This is a genomic window from Achromobacter sp. FW305-C-30-7, assembly GCF_058783105.1.
This window is the reverse complement of the sequence record NZ_JBYSYI010000001.1, coordinates 1,343,687-1,364,637: the sequence shown is the minus strand read 5'-3', so window position 1 is coordinate 1,364,637 and position 20,951 is coordinate 1,343,687. Positions and strand designations below refer to the sequence as shown.

Sequence of the window (20,951 nt, the reverse complement as noted above, 5' to 3'; positions counted from 1 at the left end):
GGGGACATCATATCCCGGCGCATCGCGTTCCGCGCTCATGGAAAAGCCTCCTGCAGGGACTGCAGCCGGCCCGTATCCTGGGCGTCATATCCCGCCAGCTGGCTGACGTAGCCGACGTAGTCGGGACTGCGCATGATGGACAGCAGGTCGCGCATGGCCGGCGTTTCCAGCGAGGACTTGCGGATGGCGAAGAAGTAGCGCTCACGCACCAGCGGGATGAAGTCCAGGCCGAAGCGGCAGGCGGCCGTCTCCACCCCCACGCCCGTGTCGGCCATGCCGCTGGCGATATGCGCGGCGATGGCCATGTGGGTGAATTCATTGGTTTCGTAGCCCTGGACCTCGCTGATCGAGACCCCCGCCCGCTGCAGCATCAGGCCCACCAGATAGCGGGTGCTGGAACCGATCTGGCGGTTGACGAAGCGCACGTCGGGCCGCGCCAGGTCCGCCATGCCGCGTATCTGCTTGGGATTGCCGGCGGTGACGAACAGGCCGGCATTGCGCACCGCCAGATGGATCAGCATGTATTCGTCCGCGTGCAGCCATTGTGCGTAGCGTTCCATGATGGGCGCTTCGAAATCGCCCAGCGGCACCTGGAAGCCCGCCAGGTCGCACTCGTGCCGCTCCAGCGAGGCCAGCGCCTCGATGGCGGTGCGGTAGCGCAGTTCCAGGCCCGGCTTGCGATTGCCCATGTGCTGCATCAGCGATTCCACCGCGAAACCGTGGCTGGCGTGCAGCCGCAGGTGCGGGCCGCTTTCGGGCAGCAGGCGCTCCAGCTCTTCCTGCAGCTCCGACGCCATGCTGTCCAGCGTCGGCATCAGGCGCGCCTCGATGCGGCGGTTGGCCCACAGCAGGCGCTGCGCGAAAGGCGCCAGCTGCGTGCCCTGGCGGCGGTTGGTGATGAGCAATTGCGTGCCGAAAATGGCCTCGAAACGACGCAGCACGCCCCAGGCGTGCCGGTACGACAGGCCACAGGCGCGACAGGCGCCGGCGATGTTGCCGGTGGCGTCGATCGCCGACAGCAGCGCCAGCATGTCCTGCAGCGGTACGGGCGCCGGGTCGTCGTCTCCGCCCAGGCTCCATTGCGGCCGCAAGCCGATACGGAACTTATATGTCATTTATTTCTTATTGAAGACGGTGAATTACCCCGCTAGAGTACACAAATAATGCGGCTGGAAGGGTTTTTATATGCTTTTAAAAACATATAACCCAACAGAATCCAGCCCGACCCTACAGCAACACAGGAGGAGACCGACGTGCATCAGCGCGAGGCAACATCCGATCTGGCGTCCAGCGGCGGCGCCCGCGGCGGCCAGATGGCCCTGGACGCGGCCCAAGCGTCCCCCACCCCGGCCATCGCGGCCACCGCCCGCATACTCGCCCGGTTGAAGGACCAGCCCGGCCCGCTGCTCCCTGTGCTGCATGCGGTCCAGCATGAACTGGGCTGTATTCCGGCCCCGGCGGTGCAGACCATCGCCGAGGCCCTGAACCTGTCCCGCGCCGAGGTCCACGGCGTCATCACCTTCTATCCCCATTTCCGCAGCGAACCCGCGGCGCGCCATACCCTGGAGGTCTGCCGCGCCGAAGCCTGTCAGGCCATGGGCGGCGAACATCTTGCCGCCCATGCGCGCACGGCCTTGGGCTGTGATTTCCACGCCAACAGCAGGAACGGCGATTTCACCCTGGAGCCGGTGTACTGCCTGGGCCTGTGCGCCCAGTCGCCGGCGGTGATGATCGACGGCCGGCCTCATGCCCGCGTCACGCCGGAAAAGCTGGACCGTCTGCTGGCCCGCACGCTGGAGGACCGGTCATGAGCGCTCCTATCGTCATCTACGTGCCGCGTGACGCCGCGGCATTGGCCATGGACGCGGACACGGTCGCGCGCGACATCGAACGCGCCGCCGACGCCCGCGGCCTGTCGGTGCAGATCGTGCGCAACGGCTCGCGCGGCCTGCTGTGGCTGGAACCTCTGGTCGAAATCGCCACGCCGCAAGGCCGCATCGCCTACGGGCCGGTGCAGCCCGAGGACGTGGCCGCGCTGTTCGACGCGGACTGGCTGGCCGGCGGCGAGCACCCGCTGCGCCTGGGCCTGACCGAAGAAATCCCCTACCTGAAGCAGCAGGAACGCCTGACCTTCGCCCGCGTCGGCGTGACCGACCCGCTGTCCCTGCAGGACTATGCCGCCCATGGCGGCCTGCAGGGCCTGCAACGCGCCCTGACGATGGAGCCGGGGCAGATCGTCGATGAAATGGTGGCCTCGGGCCTGCGCGGCCGCGGCGGCGCGGCGTTTCCGACCGGCATCAAATGGAAGACGGTGGCCGGCACTCCCGGCGACCAGAAGTACATCGTCTGCAACGCGGACGAAGGCGACTCCGGCACCTTCGCCGACCGCCTGCTGATGGAAGGCGACCCCTATGTGCTGATCGAAGGCATGACCATCGCCGGCCTGGCGGTGGGCGCGACCTACGGCTACATCTACGTGCGCTCCGAATATCCGCAAGCCATCGACACCCTGGAAGCCGCCATCGCGCGGGCGCGCAGCGTGGGCTGGCTGGGCGACGACGTGCACGGCAGCGGCCGCCGCTTCGACCTGGAAGTGCGCAAGGGCGCGGGCGCCTACATCTGCGGCGAGGAAACCTCGCTGCTGGAAAGCCTCGAGGGCAAGCGCGGCGTGGTCCGCGCCAAGCCGCCGCTGCCGGCGATTTCGGGCCTGTTCGGCAAGCCCACCGTGATCAACAACGTGATTTCGCTGGCGACCGTGCCCATCATCCTGGCCAAGGGCGCGGCCTACTACCGCGACTACGGCGTGGGCCGCTCGCACGGCACGCTGCCGTTCCAGCTGGCCGGCAATCTCAAGCACGGCGGCCTGGTCGAGAAAGCCTTCGGCCTGAGCCTGCGCGACCTGTTGTACGGCTTTGGCGGCGGCAGCGCCTCCGGCCGCCCGCTGCGCGCGGTGCAGGTGGGCGGCCCGCTGGGCGCCTATCTGCCGGAATCGCAGTGGGATGTGCCGCTGGACTACGAGGCCTACATCCAGATCTCCGCCATGGTCGGCCACGGCGGGCTGGTGGCCTTCGACGACAGCGTCGACATGGCGCGCATGGCGCGCTACGCGATGGAGTTCTGTGCCATCGAGTCCTGTGGCAAATGCACGCCTTGCCGCATCGGCTCCACGCGCGGCGTGGAAACCATAGACAAGATCGGCGCGGGCGGCCCTGGCCGCGAACAGCAGGTGCATCTGCTGCGCGACCTGTGCGACACGATGCTGGGCGGATCGCTGTGCGCGCTGGGGGGCATGGCGCCCTACCCGGTGCTGTCCGCGCTGAACCATTTCCCGCAGGACTTCGGCATCGAGTCCTCCCAGTCTGCCGCGCACGCGGCCTGAACCCGAGACCGACATGCTAGAAACCGTCATCAAGCGCGATCGCGACCTGGGCACGCCGGCGCGCGAGTCCGCCGTAACCGTCACCCTGACCATAGACGGCCAGGAAATCACGGTGCCCGAGGGCACTTCGCTGATGCGCGCGGCCGCCGAGGCCGGCATCAACATCCCCAAGCTGTGCGCGACCGACAGCCTGGAACCCTTCGGCTCGTGCCGCCTGTGCCTGGTGCAGATCGAAGGCCGCCGCGGCTATCCCGCGTCGTGCACCACCCCGGCCGAAAACGGCATGGTCGTCTACACCGAAACCCCCAAGCTGCACGACCTGCGGCGCGGCGTGATGGAGTTGTACATCTCCGACCACCCGCTGGACTGCCTGACCTGTCCGGCCAACGGCGACTGCGAACTGCAGGACATGGCCGGCGTGGTGGGCCTGCGCAACGTGCGCTACGGCTACGACGGCGCCAACCACCTGAAGAGCGAAAAGGACGAGTCCAATCCGTACTTCACCTATGACGCGTCCAAGTGCATTGTCTGCAACCGCTGCGTGCGCGCCTGCGAGGAAACCCAGGGCACCTTCGCCCTGACGATCTCCGGCAAGGGCTTCGAATCGCGCGTGTCGCCGGGGCAGGACCAGCCTTTCCTGGACAGCGAATGCGTGTCCTGCGGCGCCTGCGTGCAAGCCTGTCCGACCTCCACCCTGCAGGAAAAAACCGTCATCATGATGGGCCAGGCCGAACACTCGGTCGTGACCACCTGCGCCTACTGCGGCGTGGGCTGCGGCTTCAAGGCCGAAATGAAGGGCCAGGAAGTGGTGCGCATGGTGCCCTGGAAGGACGGCCAGGCCAACCGCGGCCACTCCTGCGTCAAGGGCCGCTTCGCCTGGGGCTACGCCACGCACAAGGAACGCGTGCTCAAGCCCATGATCCGCAAGCAAATCACCGATTCCTGGAAGGAAGTGTCCTGGGACGAGGCGATCAACTACGCGGCCTCCGAATTCCGCCGCATCCAGGGCCAGTACGGCCGCGACGCGGTCGGCGGCATTACCTCGTCGCGCTGCACCAACGAAGAGACCTGGCTGGTGCAGAAGCTGGTGCGCGCGGCCTTCGGCACCAACAACGTCGACACCTGCGCACGGGTCTGCCATTCGCCCACAGGTTATGGCCTGAAGCAGACGCTGGGCGAATCCGCCGGCACGCAGACCTTCGATTCCGTCATGCACACCGATGTGGTGATCGTGATGGGCGCCAACCCCAGCAGCGGCCATCCTGTGTTCGCCTCGCGCCTGAAGCGCCGCCTGCGCCAGGGCGCGCGCCTGATCGTGATCGATCCGCGCCGCATCGAACTGGTGAGTTCGCCGCACATCAAGGCCGACTTCCATCTGCAGGTGCGCCCCGGCACCAACACCGCGCTGCTGTCCTCGCTGGCGCACGTGATCGCCACCGAAAACCTGATCGCCGAAGACTTCGTGGCCGAGCGCTGCGAAGCCAAGGCCTTCAAGGAATGGCGCGATTTCGTCTCGCTGCCGGAAAACTCGCCGGAAGCCATGGAAGAAATCACCGGCGTGCCGGCGCAGGCCGTGCGCGGCGCGGCGCGCCTGTACGCCACCGGCGGCAACGGCTCGATCTACTACGGCCTGGGCGTAACCGAACACAGCCAAGGCTCCACCACCGTCATGGCCATCGCCAACCTGGCCATGGCCACCGGCAACGTCGGCCGCGAAGGCGTGGGCGTGAACCCGCTGCGCGGGCAGAACAACGTGCAGGGCTCCTGCGACATGGGCTCGTTCCCGCACGAGCTGCCGGGCTACCGCCACATCTCCGACAACACGGTGCGCGCGCAGTTCGAGCAGGACTGGGGCGTAACCCTGCAGCCCGAACCCGGCCTGCGCATCCCCAACATGTTCGAGGCCGCGCTGGGCGGGACCTTCAAGGGCCTGTACTGCCAGGGCGAAGACATCGTGCAGTCGGACCCCAACACGCAGCACGTGGCAGCCTCGCTGGCTGCCATGGAATGCATCGTGGTGCAGGATCTGTTCCTCAATGAAACAGCCAAGTACGCCCACGTGTTCCTGCCCGGCTCCTCGTTCCTGGAAAAGGACGGCACCTTCACCAACGCCGAGCGCCGCATCTCGCGCGTGCGCAAGGTGATGGAACCCAAGAACGGCAAGTCCGACTGGGAAGTGACGGTGGCCCTGTCCAATGCGCTGGGCTATCCCATGGACTACAAGCATCCGCGCGAGATCATGGACGAGATCGCGCGCCTGACGCCCACGTTCTCCGGCGTCAGCTACGAAAAGCTGGACAAGCTGGGCAGCCTGCAATGGCCCTGCAACGACGAGGCGCCCGACGGCACGCCCATCATGCACATTGATGAGTTCGTGCGCGGCAAGGGCAAGTTCATGATCACCAAGTACGTGCCCACGGACGAGCGCAGCACGCGCCGCTTCCCGCTGCTGCTGACCACCGGCCGCATCCTGTCGCAATACAACGTGGGCGCGCAGACCCGGCGCACCCCCAACGTCATGTGGCATGGCGAGGACGTGCTGGAACTGCATCCGCAGGACGCCGAGGACCGCGGCGTGAAGGACGGCGACTGGGTCGGCATCCAGAGCCGCGCGGGCGAGACCGTGCTGCGGGCGACGCTGACCGACCGGGTGCAGCCGGGCGTGGTATACACCACCTTCCATTTCCCCGAGTCCGGCGCCAACGTCGTCACCACCGACAGTTCCGACTGGGCCACCAACTGCCCCGAGTACAAGGTGACGGCCGTGCAGGTCACGCGCGTGTCCCAGCCTTCGGAATGGCAGCGCCAGTGGTCGCGCTTTGCGGATATCCAGCAAAAGCTGCTGCGCGAGCGTTCACGCGAAAACGAGGCGGCGCTGACCGGGAAATAACCGCCAGCCCAAACCGCCAGGACGCGCCATGCCCACGCCACCGCCTTCCCGCCCCGACTGCACGCAGGTTCAGGTCACCCGCGTGCGGGGCGGCGCCCTGGTCCCCGAGGTCGAAACCGACTCCGTGGCCGAGGAAACGCCGGTGGCGCTGGAGTTCAACGGCATCAGCCACGCCACCATGCTGGCCACGCCGGCCGATCTGGAGGACTTCGCGGTGGGCTTCGCGCTGTCCGAAGGCATCATCGACGGCGTCAGCGACGTGCGCGGCATCGACCTGCTGCCGCAATGCGACGGCATCGTGGTCCAGCTGGAAATCTCCAGCGCCTGTGAAGTGCGGCTGAAGTCACGCCGGCGCGCCATGGCCGGCCGCACGGGCTGCGGCCTGTGCGGCGTGGAAACACTGCCCGAAGTGCTGCGGCCGGTGGCGCCCGTCACCAACGGCGCGCCAGTGCGCATCCAGGCGGTGCTAGCGGCCATGCGCGACATGCGGGCCCGCCAGGCCCTGCACGACCTTACCGGTGCGACCCATGCCGCCGGCTGGGCCGGCGCCGACGGCGCCGTGGCTCTGGTGCGCGAAGACGTCGGCCGGCACAACGCGCTGGACAAGCTGGTCGGCGCCCTGGCGCGCCAGGCCATGCATGCCGGCGACGGCATCATCGTGGTGTCCAGCCGCGCCAGCTTCGAAATGGTGCAGAAAACCGCCGCCGCCGGCGTCGCCGTGCTGGCGTCCGTCTCCGCGCCCACCGCGCTCGCCATCCGCCTGGCCCATGAGGCCAACGTCAGCCTGCTGGGCTTTCTACGCGGCGAAGACGCCACCTTGTACACCCATCCCCTACGCATCATCTCCTGAACCGGACCTACGCAAGCATGGAAATCGGCAACCTGATCCGCATGGCCAACCGCATCGGCCAATTCTTCGAGGCCATGCCCGACCGGCAGGAAGCGCTGGAAGGCGTGGCCAACCATATCCACAAATTCTGGGAGCCGCGCATGCGCAACGAGCTCCTGAACTTTCTCGAACAAAACCCCGACGGTGATGCCGGCGGGGAACGGCTGCATCCGCTGGTGCTGGAAGCGGTCACGAAAAACCGTCAGCGCCTGACGCCGCTGGCCCGCGTGGCCTAGCGTAGCGGCGCGACGCAAGACAACAAGAACATCACAAAAGAAGGCGGCGGGACCGGCCGGATGCCGGACCACGCACGCCAACGAGCGGCCCCCAAAGAGGAGACAACATGCAAAGCACTGCCACGCTGGACCTGCCCGGTTCGAAGCCGGGATTTTTCGACAAGGAACGCACCATCGCCGGCCCGGGCTTCTCGCGCTGGCTGGTGCCCCCGGCCGCCCTGGCCATCCACCTGTGCATCGGCATGGCCTACGGGTTCTCGGTGTTCTGGCTGCCGCTGTCCAAGGTGGTGGGTGGCGCCAAGCCGCTGGCCTGCCCCGCGGACATGAGCCTCGTCGCCGAGCTGTTCGCCACCAACTGCGACTGGAAAATCTCGACCATGGGGTGGATGTACACCCTGTTCTTCGTGCTGCTGGGCTGCTCGGCCGCGCTATGGGGCGGCTGGCTGGAACGCGCCGGCCCGCGCAAGGCGGGCGTGGTGTCGGCCCTGTGCTGGTGCGGCGGCCTGGTCATCTCGGCCATCGGCGTGTACTTGCACCAGATGTGGATGCTGTGGCTGGGGTCGGGCGTCATCGGCGGCATCGGCCTGGGCCTGGGCTATATCTCGCCCGTGAGCACGCTGATCAAGTGGTTCCCCGACCGCCGCGGCATGGCCACGGGCATGGCCATCATGGGCTTTGGCGGCGGCGCCATGATAGGCGCGCCGCTGGCCGACCTGCTGATGCGCCACTTCGCCACGCCCGATTCGCCCGGCGTCTGGCAGACCTTCCTGACCATGGCCGCGGTGTATTTCGTCTTCATGATGTCGGGCGCGCTGGGCTACCGCGTGCCGCCTACCGGCTGGAAGCCCGAAGGCTGGACCGCCCCGGCCAAGCATGCCGGCAACGCCATGATCACCAAGGGCCACGTGCACGTGCAGCGCGTCTGGGGCGTGCCGCAGTTCTGGCTGGTGTGGTGGGCGCTGTGCCTGAACGTCACGGCGGGCATCGGCATCCTGGGCATGGCCTCGCCGCTGCTGCAGGAAGTGTTCGGCGGCGGCCTGATCAACCAGCCTGAACTGGGCTACACGCAGCTGGACAAGAGCCAGTTGGCGGCCATCGCCGCCATCGCCGCCGGCTTCACCGGCCTGCTCAGCCTGTTCAACATCGGCGGCCGCTTCTTCTGGGCCAGCCTGTCCGACAAGCTGGGCCGCAAGACCACCTACTTCGTGTTCTTCGTGCTGGGCTTCGCGCTGTATTCGGCCATCCCATGGACCGCGCATATCGGCGCGCTGGCCCTGTTCGTGGCCGCCTTCTGCATCATCCTGTCCATGTACGGCGGCGGCTTCTCCACCGTGCCGGCCTATCTGGCGGACCTGTTCGGCACGCAGATGGTGGGCGCCATCCACGGCCGGCTGCTGACGGCCTGGTCGGCGGCGGGCATTTTCGGGCCGGTGCTGGTGAACTACATCCGCGAATACCAGTTGTCCATCGGCGTGCCGCGCGCCCAGGTGTACGACATCACCATGTATATCCTGGCGGGCATGCTGGTGCTGGGCTTCCTGTGCAACCTGGCGATCCGGCCGGTGAACGCCAAGTACTTCATGAGCGACGAAGAACTGGCGCGTGAAAAGGCGCTGGCGCACGAACGCGCGGTCGCCACCGAAACGCATGGGGTCGGCGCATCCACGTTCCGCACGCCGGCGGCGCTGGTGGTATTCGCCTGGGCCTGCGTGGGCATTCCGCTGGCCTGGGGCATCTGGATCACCCTGCAGAAGGCGGTGGTGCTGTTCCACTAAGGCCGGCAACGGCAGGCGCGGCAGGCCACGCCTGCCGCGGCGGGGCGTGAAGCTGCTACATTGGCAGCCCGCGCCCCTTCTTTTTGCTTTCTCCATGACCACCCTGCCCCGCGCGCCCCGCCTTGCTGGAGCGACACGTTGACCGTCCCTGAAATCCGCTGGGAAGAAAACCAGACCCCCCATTCCGCCCGCTGGCGCTCCGAATCCGGCGCCGCGCCACCCAAGCGCGTGGTGGTCGCGGACGACACCATGACGGCGGACATGGCCTACCGCCAGGCCTGCGAAGGCGTCGGCTTGCTGTGGCGCGGCGATTTCCAGAATGCGCGGCAACTGCTGCAGGCCATGACGCGGCGGGTCGACAAGCGCCCCCGCAAGCCCGTGGACAGCCTGCTGGACGCCTTCAACCAGCACCGCCAGATCCAGTCGCAACGCGCCCGCATCCTGGGCATGCTGCTGATTCCGTTCGACGCCGGCCACGGCATTCCGCTGCGCCGCGCGCCCGACGCGCAACTGGCCTGCGAGGAAGCCCACGGTCCGGCCGCCGAGCCCTATGTCGCGTCGCTGCGCGAACTGCTGGGCCTGATCGGCGCCTTCGAATGGCGCAAGAAAGGCGTGGAAATCCCCGCGCTGAACGCCCGCATCCATCCGCACTACGGCGTGTTTTCGCCGCTGCGCGGCGAGTACGTCGATCTGGTGGCGCGCACCCCGATGCCGCGCGGCAGCGTGGCCTTCGACATCGGCACCGGCACCGGCGTGCTGGCCGCCGTGATCGCACGCCGCGGCGGCAAGCGCGTCATCGCCACCGACACGGATCCCCGCGCCCTGGCCTGCGCCCGCGAAAACCTGGAGCGGCTGGGCCTGTCCAAGCAGGTCGACGTCGAAGAAACGGACCTGTTCCCCGAGGGACGGGTATCGCTGATCGTCTGCAACCCACCCTGGCTGCCCGCCCGCCCCAGCTCGCCCGTCGAGCATGCGGTCTACGATCCCGACAGCCGCATGCTGCGCGGCTTCCTGAACGGACTGGCGGCCCATCTGACGCCCAACGGCGAAGGCTGGCTGATTCTGTCGGACCTGGCCGAACACCTGGGCCTGCGCAGCCGCGAAGCGCTGCTGGAAATGATCAGCCAGGCCGGCCTGCAGGTCATCGAGCGCATCGACACGCGGCCCACGCACGGCCGCGCGCAAGATGCGAGCGACCCGCTGCACGCGGCGCGCTCGAAGGAAGTCACGTCCTTGTGGCGCCTGGGCGCCGCCTGAGGCTGCACGGCCTTACACGGCCCGATCCGGCATAGCCGGGCCCGGATATGGCTTCGGGCCAGCCACGGCCCAGGGGCGCGCCGTCAGGCCCGCCCCGCCGCCACGTTCACGCTGATGGCGATGATGAAGACGTTGAAGAAAAACGCGATGACACTATGCGTCAGCGCGGTGCGGCGCAAGCGCCGGTTCACGATCTGCACGTCCGATACCTGGAACGTCATGCCCAGCACCAGTGCGAAATAGGCGAAGTCCCAGTAGTCAGGATCTTCCGTACCCGGGAAATCCAGTCCCTTGTGCATGGCGTTGCGATGGCCGTAATAGCCATGCGCGTAGTGCAGCGCGAAGATCATGTTCATGTAGAGCCACGACAGGATGATGGTCGCGGCGGCGGCCAGCATGGCCAGTACGCTACCCACGCCGCTCTCGCCCCGCAACTCGACCCACAGCGCCATCATCACCACGCAGGACAGCGCCACGCTGCTCCACAGCACGCCCGTGCGGCCGACATCCTGCTGCTGCGCGTGCTGGCGCATGGCCGCCGCGCTAGTCCGGCCGAACACGCGGGCCGTCATCAGCAGGAATACCAGAGCCCCCGCGTCGAATCCCAGCAACAGCGCCAGGACCCAGGGTACGCCCAGGGCGTACAGACCGCCCGCCATGATCAGCAGCAGCGCAGCGCACCCGACCAGACGCCGATGCGCGTGGAAGAACGGCAAGGCAGCGCCGGAAGCAGCGTCGTCCTCGGGATCGAAATCCTTGAGCGGCGGCATGCGGCGCTCCTTTAGACGTGAACAGGCCCTAACGCTAACCGATGCCGAGCAAACCGACCAGTGCGCCGCCGAACAGCAGCCATAGCGGATGGATGCGGGTGACGCTGCCCAGCAGCGCGACCACGGCGGTAATCACGCCCAGCAGCCAGGTATGCACCGAGGCTTCGGTGATGAGCGCCGCGCTCGCGGCCACCAGCCCCACGGTCATGGGGAAGATGCCGGCCTGGATCACCCCGCGCCAGGGGCGGTCCTTGAAGCGCTCCCAGAGCCCCAGGGCAATCACGGTGATGATGGACGATGGGCCGAACTTGGCGATGGTGGTGACCAGCATGCCCAGACCGCCAGCCACATGCCAGCCTACCAGCGTGACCACCATCAGGTTGGGGCCCGGAGCGGCCTGCCCCAGGGCGAACAGCGCGGAAAAGTCCGCTGCCGTCATCCAGCCATGCACATCCACCACCTGGCGCTGCATCTCGGGCAGGATGGTGTTGCCGCCGCCGAATGCCAGCACGGACAGCTCGGAAAAGATCAGGGCCAGGGCAATCAGGGTATGGATCATCGACGTTGCCTCCAGACCATCAGGATGCTCAGCGGCGTCAGCACCGCCATGGTCGGCAGCAGCGGAATGCGCAGCACGGCGATGGCGATGAAGCAGGCCGTGGCCACCACGCCGGCCAGCCAGTCGCGGCGCTTGATCACCGGCAGCCCGATCTTCACGGCCATCGAGATCAGCAGGCCCGCGGCGGCCGCGGCCAGCCCGGCGAACAGGTGCTGGATGTGCGGATCGTTCTGGAAGCGGTCGTACACCATGCCCAGCAGCACCACGATGGCGGATGGCGCCAGGATCAGGCCCATCAGCGCCGCGAAGGCCCCGCGCGGGCCGCGGAACTTCATGCCCAGCGCCACCGACAGGTTGATGATGTTGCCGCCGGGCAGGAACTGGCACAGGCCCAGCAGATCGGTGAACTCGGCGCCGCTGAGCCAGCGGTGCTTTTCGACGACCATGCGGCGCGCCAGCGGCAGGGCGCCGCCGAAGGCCGTCAGGCCGAGCATGAGGAATCCGTAGAACAATTGCCCGCAAGTGGGCGCGGGCCGGAGATCGGCCTCGGGGATGGAAGGTGCTGCGTTCATCATTTTTTTATGCCGGCGCCGGACAAGGGGCGCGGGGTGGAACAGGGGAAGACGACGAGATTGCAGCCTACTCTTCGCCCAGGATAATGTCTAATATATGACTATCTATATATTCATATCGGTTGAATATGGCATCCGTAGACTTGAGGCTGTTGCGCTACTTCCTGGCCGTGGCCGAGGAATCCCACCTGACCAAGGCCGCAGCGCGGCTGGGCATACGCCAGCCGCCGCTCAGCCAGCAGATCCGCGTGCTGGAGCAGGAGCTGGGCGTGACACTGTTCCACCGCCTGCCGCGCGGCATGGAGCTGACCGAAAGCGGCCGCGCGCTGCTGGACGACGCGCGCAACATCGTGGCCCTGGTGGACCAGGCCGTCGAAGGCGTGCGGCGAGTATCGCTGGGCGAGGCCGGACGCCTGACCGTGGGCTTCACCGGATCGGCCGCCTTCCACCCCTTCGTGCCGTCCGTCATCCGGCGTTTTCGCGAAGCGGCTCCCAATGTGCGGCTGGTGCTGGAGGAAAGCAGCACCGGGGAGCTGATGGAGGCCGTGGGCGCGGGCCGCGTGGACGTGGCGTTCATCCGCGGCCCCTATGGGCTGGGTCCCGGCGTGGTAGTGGAGACAGTGCTGGAGGAACCGATGCTGGCCGCGTTTCCCGCCGATCACCCGGCCGTCAAGGGCCGGTCGCGCAAGCGCATCGCGCTATCCGAACTGGCCGACGAATCCCTGATCCTCTACCGCCGCCACAGCGGGCCAGGGCTGTATGACGCCATCATCGCCGCCTGCGGCGCCGCCGGCTTCAGCCCCCGTGTGGCCCAGGAAGCGCCGCGCATGCTGTCTACCCTGAGCCTGGTGGCGGCGGGCCTGGGCGTGTCGTTGGTGCCGGCGTCGCTGCGCCGCGTGAACATCGAAGGCGTGGTCTACGTCAACCTGACCCAGCCCGCGGAACTGCGCGCGCCGCTCAACCTGATCTGGCGCGACGAATCGCTGTCAGGCGCGACCCGCAAGCTGATCGACGAGGCCCGCCGGCAGCGGGAGGAATCGCTGGCCTGAGCACGCGGCGCTACACTGCCCCGCACCCGCACTCTGCATTGCAGCCATGTTTTCAGAATCCCCCATAGGCATCTACGATTCCGGCGTCGGCGGACTGAGCGTGCTGCGCGCCATCCGCGACGCGCTGCCCCACGAATACCTGCTGTACGTGGCCGACTCGGCCCATGTGCCCTACGGCGAAAAGACCCAGGACTACGTCGAGCAGCGCGCCAGCACCATCGCCGATTACTTCGTGTCGCGCCAGGCCAAGGCCATGGTGGTGGCTTGCAACACCGCGACCGCGGCGGCCATCGCCCAACTGCGCCAGCGCCATCCGCAACTGATCATCATCGGTGTGGAACCCGCCATCAAGCCCGCCGCGCACCTGACCAGTAGCGGCGTGGTGGGCGTGTTCGCCACCACCGGCACTCTGGCCAGCCCCAAATTCGCGGCGCTGGTCCAGCGCCAGGCCCCCGAAGTCCGCATCCTGTTCAGGCCCTGCCCCGAATGGGTGCGGCTGGTTGAACAAGGCGTGCTCAGCGGCCCCGAGGCCGAGGCCGCGGTGCGCGCTCCCGTGGCGGAGCTGCGCGAAGCCGGCGCCGATGTGCTGGTGCTGGGCTGCACCCACTTTCCTTTCCTGCGCGACGCGATCCAGGCGGCTGCCGGCCCCGGCGTGCCGCTGCTGGAAACCGGTGCGCCCGTGGCGCGCTGGCTGCGTCACCAGCTCCAGGAACGCGGCCTGCTGCGCGCCGACGGCCCGGGCGACCTGCGTCTGGAGAGCAGCGGCTCGGCCGAGGCGCTGAGCGCGCTGGCCCCACGCCTGCTCGGACAAGCGCCCGCCGCACATACTTTGGAGCCGCGCTGGCGTTGATGACGCGTCGACCGCGCGCCCAGCGGACCCCGATTGCGCGCTGATTGCGCCCGGTTTGATCCCGCGCATGTCGCGCTAGTCCGATTCGGCGAATAATTCGGATACAGTGGACTACAACGCCGCCCGCGGCGCGCACAAGGAGACGCCCATGAAACGCATCCTGATCCCCGTGGACGGTTCGCAGCCCGCCGTCCATGCGGTCCAAGCCCTGCTCGACGCCCGCAGCTACGACCCCGTCGAACGCGTGGAACTGCTCACGGTCCAGATCCCCCTGAAGTCGGGCAAGATCGGCCGCGGCCTGTCGCAGGCCGAGATCGACGCCTATCACGAGGAAGAAGGCCGCCACGCGCTGCAGGCCGCCAGCGACCTGCTGACCCAGGCCGGCGTGCCCTTCCAGGCGCGCGTCGAAGTAGGCGCGGCGGCCGAGACCATCGTGCGCGTGGCCGACGAATCCGGCGCCGACGAGATCTACATGGGCTCGCGCGGGCTGGGCTCGGTGTCGTCCTGGTTCCTGGGTTCGGTAGCAACACGCGTCCTGCATCTGACGGAGTTGCCCGTCACTCTGGTCAAGTAACCGTCAAGGAGCATCCATGCTGAACATCCTGGTCCCTGTAGACGGCTCCGACAACGCCAACCGCGCCGTCCTGTATGCCCGCCAGCTGGCCCAAGGCGCCGGCGCCGCGCGCATCCATCTGCTCAACGTCCAGACGCCCGTGCAAGGCCGGGCCGGCCTGTCGCGCCTGATCACGCAGGACATGATCGACGAGTTCTACCTGCGCGAAGGCCAGGAGGCCACGGACGAGGCGCGCAAGCTGCTGGACGTGACCGGCGCCGACTACACCAGCCACGTCGCATTCGGCCATGCGGCCACGGAAATCGCCGGCTACGCGCAAGACCACAACTGCGCACGCATCGTGATGGGCACGCGCGGCAACGGCACACTCGCGAACATCCTGATCGGCTCGGTCGCCAACCAGGTGCTGCAACTGGCCGAAGCGCCGGTCACGCTGGTCAAATAAATCCGCACGCCGGCCTCAGGCGGCCGGCAGCCACAGCGACACCCTCAAGCCCCCCAAAGGCGAGCGCTCGGCCCGCACCTGGCCGCCATACGTAGTGGCCAGGTCGCGCACGATGTCCAATCCCAGGCCCGAACCCGGGCGCTGTTCATCCATGCGCACGCCGCGCAGGAAGATCCGCTCGCGCTCATCGTCGGCGATGCCGGGGCCGTCGTCGTCGATCTGGATCAGCAACTGGCCGGGGTCCGCCGCCGACGCAGTGACCTGCACCTGGCGCTCGGCCCATTTGCAGGCGTTGTCCAGCAGGTTGCCGACCATCTCCTGCAGATCCTGCTCTTCGCCGCGGAACACCAGGCCCTCGGCAAACTCGGGCATTTCCAGCTGCAATCCGCGCTGCGCATACAGGCGCTGCATGACCCGCAACAGGCCCTCGATGGGCTTGCGCAAGGGCGTGCGGCTGTCGGCCGCGTCGGACGCCGCGGCGGCGCGGGCGCGCGCCAGGTGATAGTCGATCTGGCGGCGCGCCATGCCGACCTGCTCCTGCACCAGCGCCGCCAGCGGCCCTTCCTCGCGCGCCGCGGCATTGCCCAGGATCGTCAGCGGGGTCTTCACCGCATGCGCCAGATTGCCGGCCTGCGTGCGCGCGCGCTGCACCATGTCGGCGTTGACGGCCAGGACGCGGTTGAAATCATCGACCAGGGGCTGGATTTCGCTGGGAAAACTGCCCTCGATGCGCACGCTGGCCCCGCCATGCTGCCGGGCCAGCTGCCGCCTGAGCCTTGCCAGCGGCCGCAGGCCCACCATCACCTGGACCACGGCCGCCACGGTCAATCCAGCCGCCAGCGCGCCCAGCGAAATCAGCAGCATGTGGTTGAAGCGCCCTATCGGTTCAGCCAGCACCTGGCTGTCGGCCGCCACGATCAGGCGCAAGGGCGCGGCCTCGGTCTCGGCCGGTTCCAGCATGCGCGTCAACGCGGTGAGGCGGTGCTTTTCCGGCCCCGCGATGTCATAGACGCCATCCGCGTTGTCGGCGGCGGGCAGCGCCAGTACCTGGTCCCAAAGGGAACGCGAGCGCGCCGCGCCCACGGCCACCGGGCGGCCCTGCTCGTCGAGCCGGTCGATCTGCCAGTACAGGCCGGATAGTGGCTGCTCCAGGCGCGGATCGCTCAGCGGCGGCGATACCACCAGGCGGCCGTCCGGAGCCACATTCACGGCGGCGGTCAGCTGGTTCAGATGCAAGGTCAGTTCGGCGCGCAATTGCTCGGTGATGTGCTGGCGGAACAAGCTGCCCAGCCCCCAGCCGGCCAACACCACCGTGACCACGATCCAGGCCAGCGTGCCGGCCAGCAGGCGCCAGCGCAGCGAGCCGGGTGCGCGCGCGCCCTGCGGCATCATGCGGCGCAGGCCAGGCGATAACCCAGGCCGCGCACGGTTTCGATGGTGTCGGGCGGCAGCTTCTTGCGCAGCCGCCCGATGAACACGTCGATGGTGTTGGAATCGCGGTCGTGGTCCTGGGCGTAGACGTGCTCGGTCAGCTCGCTGCGCGAAATGACTTCGCCCGCGCGCTGCATCAGCACGGCCAGCACCTTGAATTCGTGGCTGGTCAGGGACAACGCCTGGCCGTCCACCGTGACCTTGGCCAGGCGCGTGTCCAGCATCAGCGGCCCGCAGCGCCATTGCGCGCTGGCATGGCTGCTGGAGCGGCGCAGCAGCGCCCGCACCCGCGCCAGCAGTTCTTCCATGTGGAAAGGCTTGGTCAGATAATCGTCGGCGCCGGCATCGATGCCGGCGACCTTCTCGTGCCAGTTGTCGCGCGCCGTCAGGATCAGCACCGGCATGCCCTGGCCGCCGGCGCGCCATTGCTTGAGCACGGTCAGGCCGTCCATGACCGGCAGGCCCAGGTCCAGCACCACCACGTCGTAGGTCTCGACCGCGCCCATGTATTGGGCCGTCCCGCCATCAGCCGCCGTATCGACGGTATAGCCGGCCTGGCGCAAGGCGTCGGCCAATTGCGTGGCCAGGGTGGGTTCGTCTTCGACCACGAGTATGCGCATCAGTGCTTGTCCCGGAATTGAATGTCGCGCCCCTTCACGCCCAGCACCTTGCCGTCGCGCGCGTCGATCTTCAGCTTGACCAGCCGGCCGCCGCTTTGCAGCAGCCGGATCTCGTAGATGAACTCGCCGTCGTCTTCCTCGAATTCGACCTTGACCACCTGCCCGGGATAGTCGCGCTCGACGATGTCCAGCACCGAGCGCAAGGGCAGGACCTTGCCGGCCTGCAAAGCCTGGCGCGCCTGTTCATGGTCATTTTCATCGGCCAGGCCCGCGTTGGGGCCGACAGCCAGCGCCAGCATCAGCGCGCCGCAGGTCAGCCAGATTCGGGTACGCATTCCTCGGGTCATGGTCTCTTTCGCAATTCAGGGTCGGCCATAAGAGGCGATTTTCCGCCCAGTTATAGCGCCGGAAAAATGAACGGCACGTGAACGGCGGCTTCAGAATTGGTTCATCCGCACAACCGAATAATGCGGTCATGGTCGCCATTCCGGCAACCCGCAACAACCAAGGAGCCATTCCATGACCGCAATCCGCAACACCCTGGCCGCCCTGGCGCTTGGCGCCGCAACCCTCACCGGCGCGGCCGCCGTGCATGCCCAGACGCCGGCGCAAACGCCGACCCAGCCCGCCGCCACGGCGCCTGCCAACGCGACGCTGACCGTGCGCCAGGTCTACGACACGCTGACCGCCGCAGGCTACCGCAACATCACCGAGATCGAGCTCGAACACGGCCGCTACGACGTCAAGGCCGACAACCCGCAAGGCCAGCGCGTGAAGCTGCGGGTCGACGCTCAAAGCGGCGCCGTCCTGCGCAGCAAGATCAAGGACTGAAGCACCCGCGCGATCGCGCCTTGCCACGCTCCGCCCGCATCCGGCGGGCCGAGCGCCCCAACATGGATGTCATCATGAAACCGATAGGAACCGGCGCCGCCCTCGGCGGCTTCCTGCTTGCCCTTACCCTGGCCTGGGGCCTGGACGCGCTGATCCTGCAGCCGCCCGCCGCAGGCGCCTGGTACTGGATCGCGCGGCAGCAAGGCCTGTACCTCACGGGCGTCTGGTCCATCGGGCTGATGGCCTTGATCATGCTGTTGGCCTTGCGGCCGGTATGGCTGGAACGGCCGCTGGGCGGCATGGACAAGATCTACCGGCTGCACAAATGGGCCGGCATGCTCGCGGTGGGCGCCGGCGCCGCGCACTGGCTGCTGAAGCTGGCCAGCGGCCCGCTGAAGGGCCTGGCGGACGCGAGCAACCGTCCCGCCCGCGACGTCGTGCTGGCGTTGTTCGAAGGCTCGCGCGGCGTGGCCAAGGACCTGGGCGAATGGTCGATCTACCTGCTGCTTGCCATGCTGGCGATCACCCTGTGGCGGCGCTTTCCCTATCGGGCCTGGCGCCTCCTGCACCGCGTCATGCCGCTGCTGTTCCTGGCGCTGGTGTTCCATACGGTGGCGCTGGCGCCGGCGTACTACTGGAGCGGTCCCGTGGGCCTGCTGCTGATTCCGCTGCTGGCCGCGGGCGTCTATGCCGCGCTGGTGGCGCTGCTGGGACGCGTTGGCCACGGCCGCCGCGCGCGCGGAAAGATCGTATCGCTGACACACCAGCCGGACGGCATCATGGAGGTCAGCTGCGATCTCGACGCCGATTGGCGGCATCACCATGCGGGGCAATTTGCTTTCGTCACCTTCGACCGCAAGGAAGGCGCCCACCCCTACACGATCGCCAGCGCCCCCGTGCCTGGCGAGCGCCGCGTGACGTTCCAGATCAAGGCCCTGGGCGACTACACCCGCACGCTGGCCCGCACGCTGCGCATCGGTCAGGATGTCGCCGTGGAAGGACCCTATGGCCGCTTTCAGCTGGAGCCCGACGCGGCTGGCGCCGCGCAGGTCTGGGTTGCGGGCGGCATAGGCGTCACCCCCTTCCTCGCGTGGCTGGAAGCGTTGCAGGCCGGCCGGGCGCAGCCGCCGCGCGTGTGGTTGCACTACTGCGTGCGCGACGCCGCGACCGATCCCTTCGTGCCGCTGCTGCGGGAGCGCTGCGCCGCGCTGGACTGTGTGACGCTGACGATACACAGCGCGCGTGACGGCAACACGCTGACGGCCGGCGCGCTGGCGCAGGGCGAGGTGGCCGCGGGCCGCGTCGCCGACGTCTGGTTCTGCGGACCCACCGGCCTGGCGGATGCGCTCAGGCGCGGGCTGCGCAAGCTGGGCGGCGCGCACGTGCACTGGCATCAGGAAGCGTTCGAGATGCGCTGATCATCCCCGGGCCGGCGCAGGCCCAAGCGTATGATGGACCTCACCCCCCCCGGAGCATGCATCATGCCCACACCACGCCTTCTGCTGGCCGCCGCGATGGCCGTCGCCACCCTCAATGCCTGCGGCGAAATGGCCACGCTGCCGGTCGAGGCCGGCATGGGCCCGTCGCCCCAGTTGCCCGCCCCCAATCCCACCACCATACCCACCGTGAAGACCGCCAAGGCCGTGGGCTGGCCCGCAGGCGTGCATCCCGTGGCCGCCGATGGCATGGCGGTGACCGAGTTCGCCAGCGGCCTTGACCATCCGCGCTGGCTGTACCTGCTGCCCAACGGCGACGTGCTGGTGGCAGAGACCAATGCACCGCCCAAGCCCGAATCGGCCTCGGGCGGATTCAAGGGCTGGGTCGCCGGCCTGGTCATGAAACGCGCCGGCGCCAGGACCGACAGCGCCAACCGCATCACCCTGCTGCGCGACACCAACCACGACGGCGTCGCCGACGCCCGTAGCGTGCTGCTGGAGGGCCTGAATTCGCCATTCGGCATGGCCTTGATCGGCAATCAGCTCTACGTGGCCAATGCCGACGCCGTGGTCCGCTTTCCGTATGAAGCCGGGCAGCAACGGATCAGCGCCGCTGGCGTGAAGGTCACCGACCTGCCGGCCGGCATCAACCACCACTGGACCAAGAACCTGCTGGCCAGCCCGGACGGCAGCAAGCTCTATGTGTCGGTAGGCTCCAACAGCAACGTCGGCGAAAACGGCATGGACATCGAAGAGGGACGCGCCGCCATCTGGGAGATCGACGTGGCCAGCGGCAACAAGCGCCTGTATGCCACCGGCCTGCGCAACCCGGTGGGCATGGCCTGGGCGCCCGACGGCAAGACGTTGTGGACCTCGGTCAACGAACGCGACGAGCTTGGCAGCGACCTGGTGCCCGACTACATGACCTCGGTGCGCGACGGCGGCTTCTACGGCTGGCCCTACAGCTACTTCGGCCAGCACGTCGACACCCGGGTGCAGCCGCCGCGCCCGGACCTGGTTGCGCGCGCCATCGTGCCCGATTACGCGCTGGGTCCGCACACGGCCTCGCTGGGGTTGGCCTGGTCGGGTGGCTCCAAGCTGCCCGCGCCCTACACCGACGGCATGTTCGTGGGCCAGCACGGTTCCTGGAACCGCGATCCGCGCAGCGGCTATAAGGTCATATTCGTGCCCTTCCGCGACGGCAAGCCCGATGGCGCCGCGCGCGACGTGCTGACGGGCTTCCTGAACCAAAGCGGCGAAGCCCAGGGGCGGCCGGTAGGGGTAGCCATAGACCGCCAGGGCGGACTGCTGGTGGCGGACGACGTCGGCAATGTGGTGTGGCGGGTCGGTCCCGCTTCTACAATGGCCGCTCCCCAATAATTCAAGAC

At 68.0% G+C, this 20,951-nt stretch carries 21 protein-coding genes; 14 read left to right on the top strand and 7 right to left on the bottom strand.

Features of this window, described 5'->3' with window-relative positions:
* Nucleotides 1-35: 35 nt before the first annotated feature.
* Nucleotides 36-1,115 (bottom strand): substrate-binding domain-containing protein, encoded by a 1,080-nt coding sequence (locus AC3WOB_RS06325; RefSeq protein ID WP_013395791.1) that lies wholly within the window; start codon nucleotides 1,113-1,115, stop codon nucleotides 36-38.
* 138 nt (nucleotides 1,116-1,253) lie between these two features.
* On the opposite strand from AC3WOB_RS06325, the gene AC3WOB_RS06320 reads away from it, so the two are divergent.
* The 7 genes from AC3WOB_RS06320 to AC3WOB_RS06290 all read left to right on the top strand — a co-directional run bounded on the left by AC3WOB_RS06320 (nucleotide 1,254) and on the right by AC3WOB_RS06290 (nucleotide 10,426).
* A complete protein-coding gene (locus tag AC3WOB_RS06320) occupies nucleotides 1,254-1,811 on the top strand; it encodes a formate dehydrogenase subunit gamma (RefSeq protein ID WP_492274539.1) in 558 nt (185 codons plus the stop codon).
* On the top strand, nucleotides 1,808-3,379 hold the full coding sequence (locus tag AC3WOB_RS06315) for a formate dehydrogenase beta subunit (protein ID WP_492274538.1): 1,572 nt from the start codon (nucleotides 1,808-1,810) through the stop codon (nucleotides 3,377-3,379). Before AC3WOB_RS06320 ends, AC3WOB_RS06315 begins: the two co-directional genes overlap by 4 nt.
* Nucleotides 3,380-3,392: 13 nt before the next feature.
* On the top strand, nucleotides 3,393-6,269 hold the full coding sequence (fdhF, locus tag AC3WOB_RS06310) for a formate dehydrogenase subunit alpha (RefSeq protein ID WP_492274537.1): 2,877 nt from the start codon (nucleotides 3,393-3,395) through the stop codon (nucleotides 6,267-6,269).
* A gap of 28 nt (nucleotides 6,270-6,297) precedes the next feature.
* The gene (gene fdhD, locus AC3WOB_RS06305; RefSeq protein WP_492274536.1) at nucleotides 6,298-7,119 is read left to right on the top strand and encodes a formate dehydrogenase accessory sulfurtransferase FdhD; all 822 of its coding nucleotides are present in this window, start codon (nucleotides 6,298-6,300) and stop codon (nucleotides 7,117-7,119) included.
* Nucleotides 7,120-7,136: 17 nt separating this feature from the next.
* The gene (locus tag AC3WOB_RS06300; RefSeq protein WP_492274535.1) at nucleotides 7,137-7,394 is read left to right on the top strand and encodes a formate dehydrogenase subunit delta; all 258 of its coding nucleotides are present in this window, start codon (nucleotides 7,137-7,139) and stop codon (nucleotides 7,392-7,394) included.
* A gap of 107 nt (nucleotides 7,395-7,501) precedes the next feature.
* Complete coding sequence (locus AC3WOB_RS06295) at nucleotides 7,502-9,169, top strand: OFA family MFS transporter (RefSeq protein WP_013395797.1); 1,668 nt, start codon at nucleotides 7,502-7,504, stop codon at nucleotides 9,167-9,169.
* A gap of 138 nt (nucleotides 9,170-9,307) precedes the next feature.
* Nucleotides 9,308-10,426 (top strand): methyltransferase, encoded by a 1,119-nt coding sequence (locus tag AC3WOB_RS06290; RefSeq protein WP_492274534.1) that lies wholly within the window; start codon nucleotides 9,308-9,310, stop codon nucleotides 10,424-10,426.
* A gap of 83 nt (nucleotides 10,427-10,509) precedes the next feature.
* Here AC3WOB_RS06290 and AC3WOB_RS06285 read toward each other — a convergent pair whose 3' ends face one another.
* The 3 genes from AC3WOB_RS06285 to AC3WOB_RS06275 are packed head-to-tail and all read right to left on the bottom strand — an operon-like array spanning nucleotide 10,510 to nucleotide 12,330.
* Entirely contained in the window at nucleotides 10,510-11,196 is a 687-nt protein-coding gene (locus AC3WOB_RS06285; RefSeq protein ID WP_492274533.1) for a DUF1345 domain-containing protein, read from the bottom strand.
* Between the two features lie 34 nt (nucleotides 11,197-11,230).
* Complete coding sequence (locus AC3WOB_RS06280) at nucleotides 11,231-11,755, bottom strand: chromate transporter (protein WP_492274532.1); 525 nt, start codon at nucleotides 11,753-11,755, stop codon at nucleotides 11,231-11,233.
* A complete protein-coding gene (locus AC3WOB_RS06275) occupies nucleotides 11,752-12,330 on the bottom strand; it encodes a chromate transporter (RefSeq protein WP_013395801.1) in 579 nt (192 codons plus the stop codon). Before AC3WOB_RS06275 ends, AC3WOB_RS06280 begins: the two co-directional genes overlap by 4 nt.
* Before the next feature lie 125 nt (nucleotides 12,331-12,455).
* Between AC3WOB_RS06275 and AC3WOB_RS06270 the strand changes: the two genes are divergently transcribed.
* From AC3WOB_RS06270 to AC3WOB_RS06255, 4 genes are all read left to right on the top strand, one after another.
* On the top strand, nucleotides 12,456-13,376 hold the full coding sequence (locus AC3WOB_RS06270) for a LysR family transcriptional regulator (protein ID WP_013395802.1): 921 nt from the start codon (nucleotides 12,456-12,458) through the stop codon (nucleotides 13,374-13,376).
* Between the two features lie 46 nt (nucleotides 13,377-13,422).
* Nucleotides 13,423-14,226, top strand: a complete 804-nt coding sequence (gene murI / locus AC3WOB_RS06265; protein ID WP_492274531.1) for a glutamate racemase — start codon at nucleotides 13,423-13,425, stop codon at nucleotides 14,224-14,226.
* 148 nt (nucleotides 14,227-14,374) lie between these two features.
* Nucleotides 14,375-14,800: a universal stress protein gene (locus AC3WOB_RS06260; protein ID WP_492274530.1), complete on the top strand. Its 426-nt coding sequence runs from the start codon at nucleotides 14,375-14,377 to the stop codon at nucleotides 14,798-14,800.
* 16 nt (nucleotides 14,801-14,816) lie between these two features.
* Nucleotides 14,817-15,245, top strand: a complete 429-nt coding sequence (locus AC3WOB_RS06255; RefSeq protein ID WP_013395805.1) for a universal stress protein — start codon at nucleotides 14,817-14,819, stop codon at nucleotides 15,243-15,245.
* Nucleotides 15,246-15,260: 15 nt separating this feature from the next.
* Here AC3WOB_RS06255 and AC3WOB_RS06250 read toward each other — a convergent pair whose 3' ends face one another.
* Genes AC3WOB_RS06250 through AC3WOB_RS06240 form a run of 3 tightly spaced genes read right to left on the bottom strand, consistent with a single transcriptional unit; the run spans nucleotide 15,261 to nucleotide 17,595 of the window.
* Complete coding sequence (locus tag AC3WOB_RS06250) at nucleotides 15,261-16,637, bottom strand: ATP-binding protein (protein WP_492274529.1); 1,377 nt, start codon at nucleotides 16,635-16,637, stop codon at nucleotides 15,261-15,263.
* Nucleotides 16,634-17,296 carry a response regulator transcription factor gene (locus AC3WOB_RS06245; protein WP_013395807.1) on the bottom strand — a complete coding sequence of 221 codons (663 nt, stop codon included), beginning with the start codon at nucleotides 17,294-17,296 and terminating at the stop codon, nucleotides 16,634-16,636. The genes AC3WOB_RS06250 and AC3WOB_RS06245 overlap by 4 nt, the downstream gene beginning before the upstream one ends.
* Nucleotides 17,296-17,595: a PepSY domain-containing protein gene (locus tag AC3WOB_RS06240; protein WP_492274617.1), complete on the bottom strand. Its 300-nt coding sequence runs from the start codon at nucleotides 17,593-17,595 to the stop codon at nucleotides 17,296-17,298. Before AC3WOB_RS06240 ends, AC3WOB_RS06245 begins: the two co-directional genes overlap by 1 nt.
* A 220-nt stretch (nucleotides 17,596-17,815) precedes the next feature.
* Between AC3WOB_RS06240 and AC3WOB_RS06235 the strand changes: the two genes are divergently transcribed.
* The 3 genes from AC3WOB_RS06235 to AC3WOB_RS06225 all read left to right on the top strand — a co-directional run bounded on the left by AC3WOB_RS06235 (nucleotide 17,816) and on the right by AC3WOB_RS06225 (nucleotide 20,943).
* Nucleotides 17,816-18,127 carry a PepSY domain-containing protein gene (locus AC3WOB_RS06235; protein ID WP_492274528.1) on the top strand — a complete coding sequence of 104 codons (312 nt, stop codon included), beginning with the start codon at nucleotides 17,816-17,818 and terminating at the stop codon, nucleotides 18,125-18,127.
* Nucleotides 18,128-18,201: 74 nt separating this feature from the next.
* Nucleotides 18,202-19,545, top strand: a complete 1,344-nt coding sequence (locus tag AC3WOB_RS06230) for a ferredoxin reductase family protein (protein ID WP_492274527.1) — start codon at nucleotides 18,202-18,204, stop codon at nucleotides 19,543-19,545.
* Between the two features lie 63 nt (nucleotides 19,546-19,608).
* Nucleotides 19,609-20,943: a PQQ-dependent sugar dehydrogenase gene (locus tag AC3WOB_RS06225; protein ID WP_492274526.1), complete on the top strand. Its 1,335-nt coding sequence runs from the start codon at nucleotides 19,609-19,611 to the stop codon at nucleotides 20,941-20,943.
* The last annotated feature ends 8 nt before the right edge of the window (nucleotides 20,944-20,951 follow it).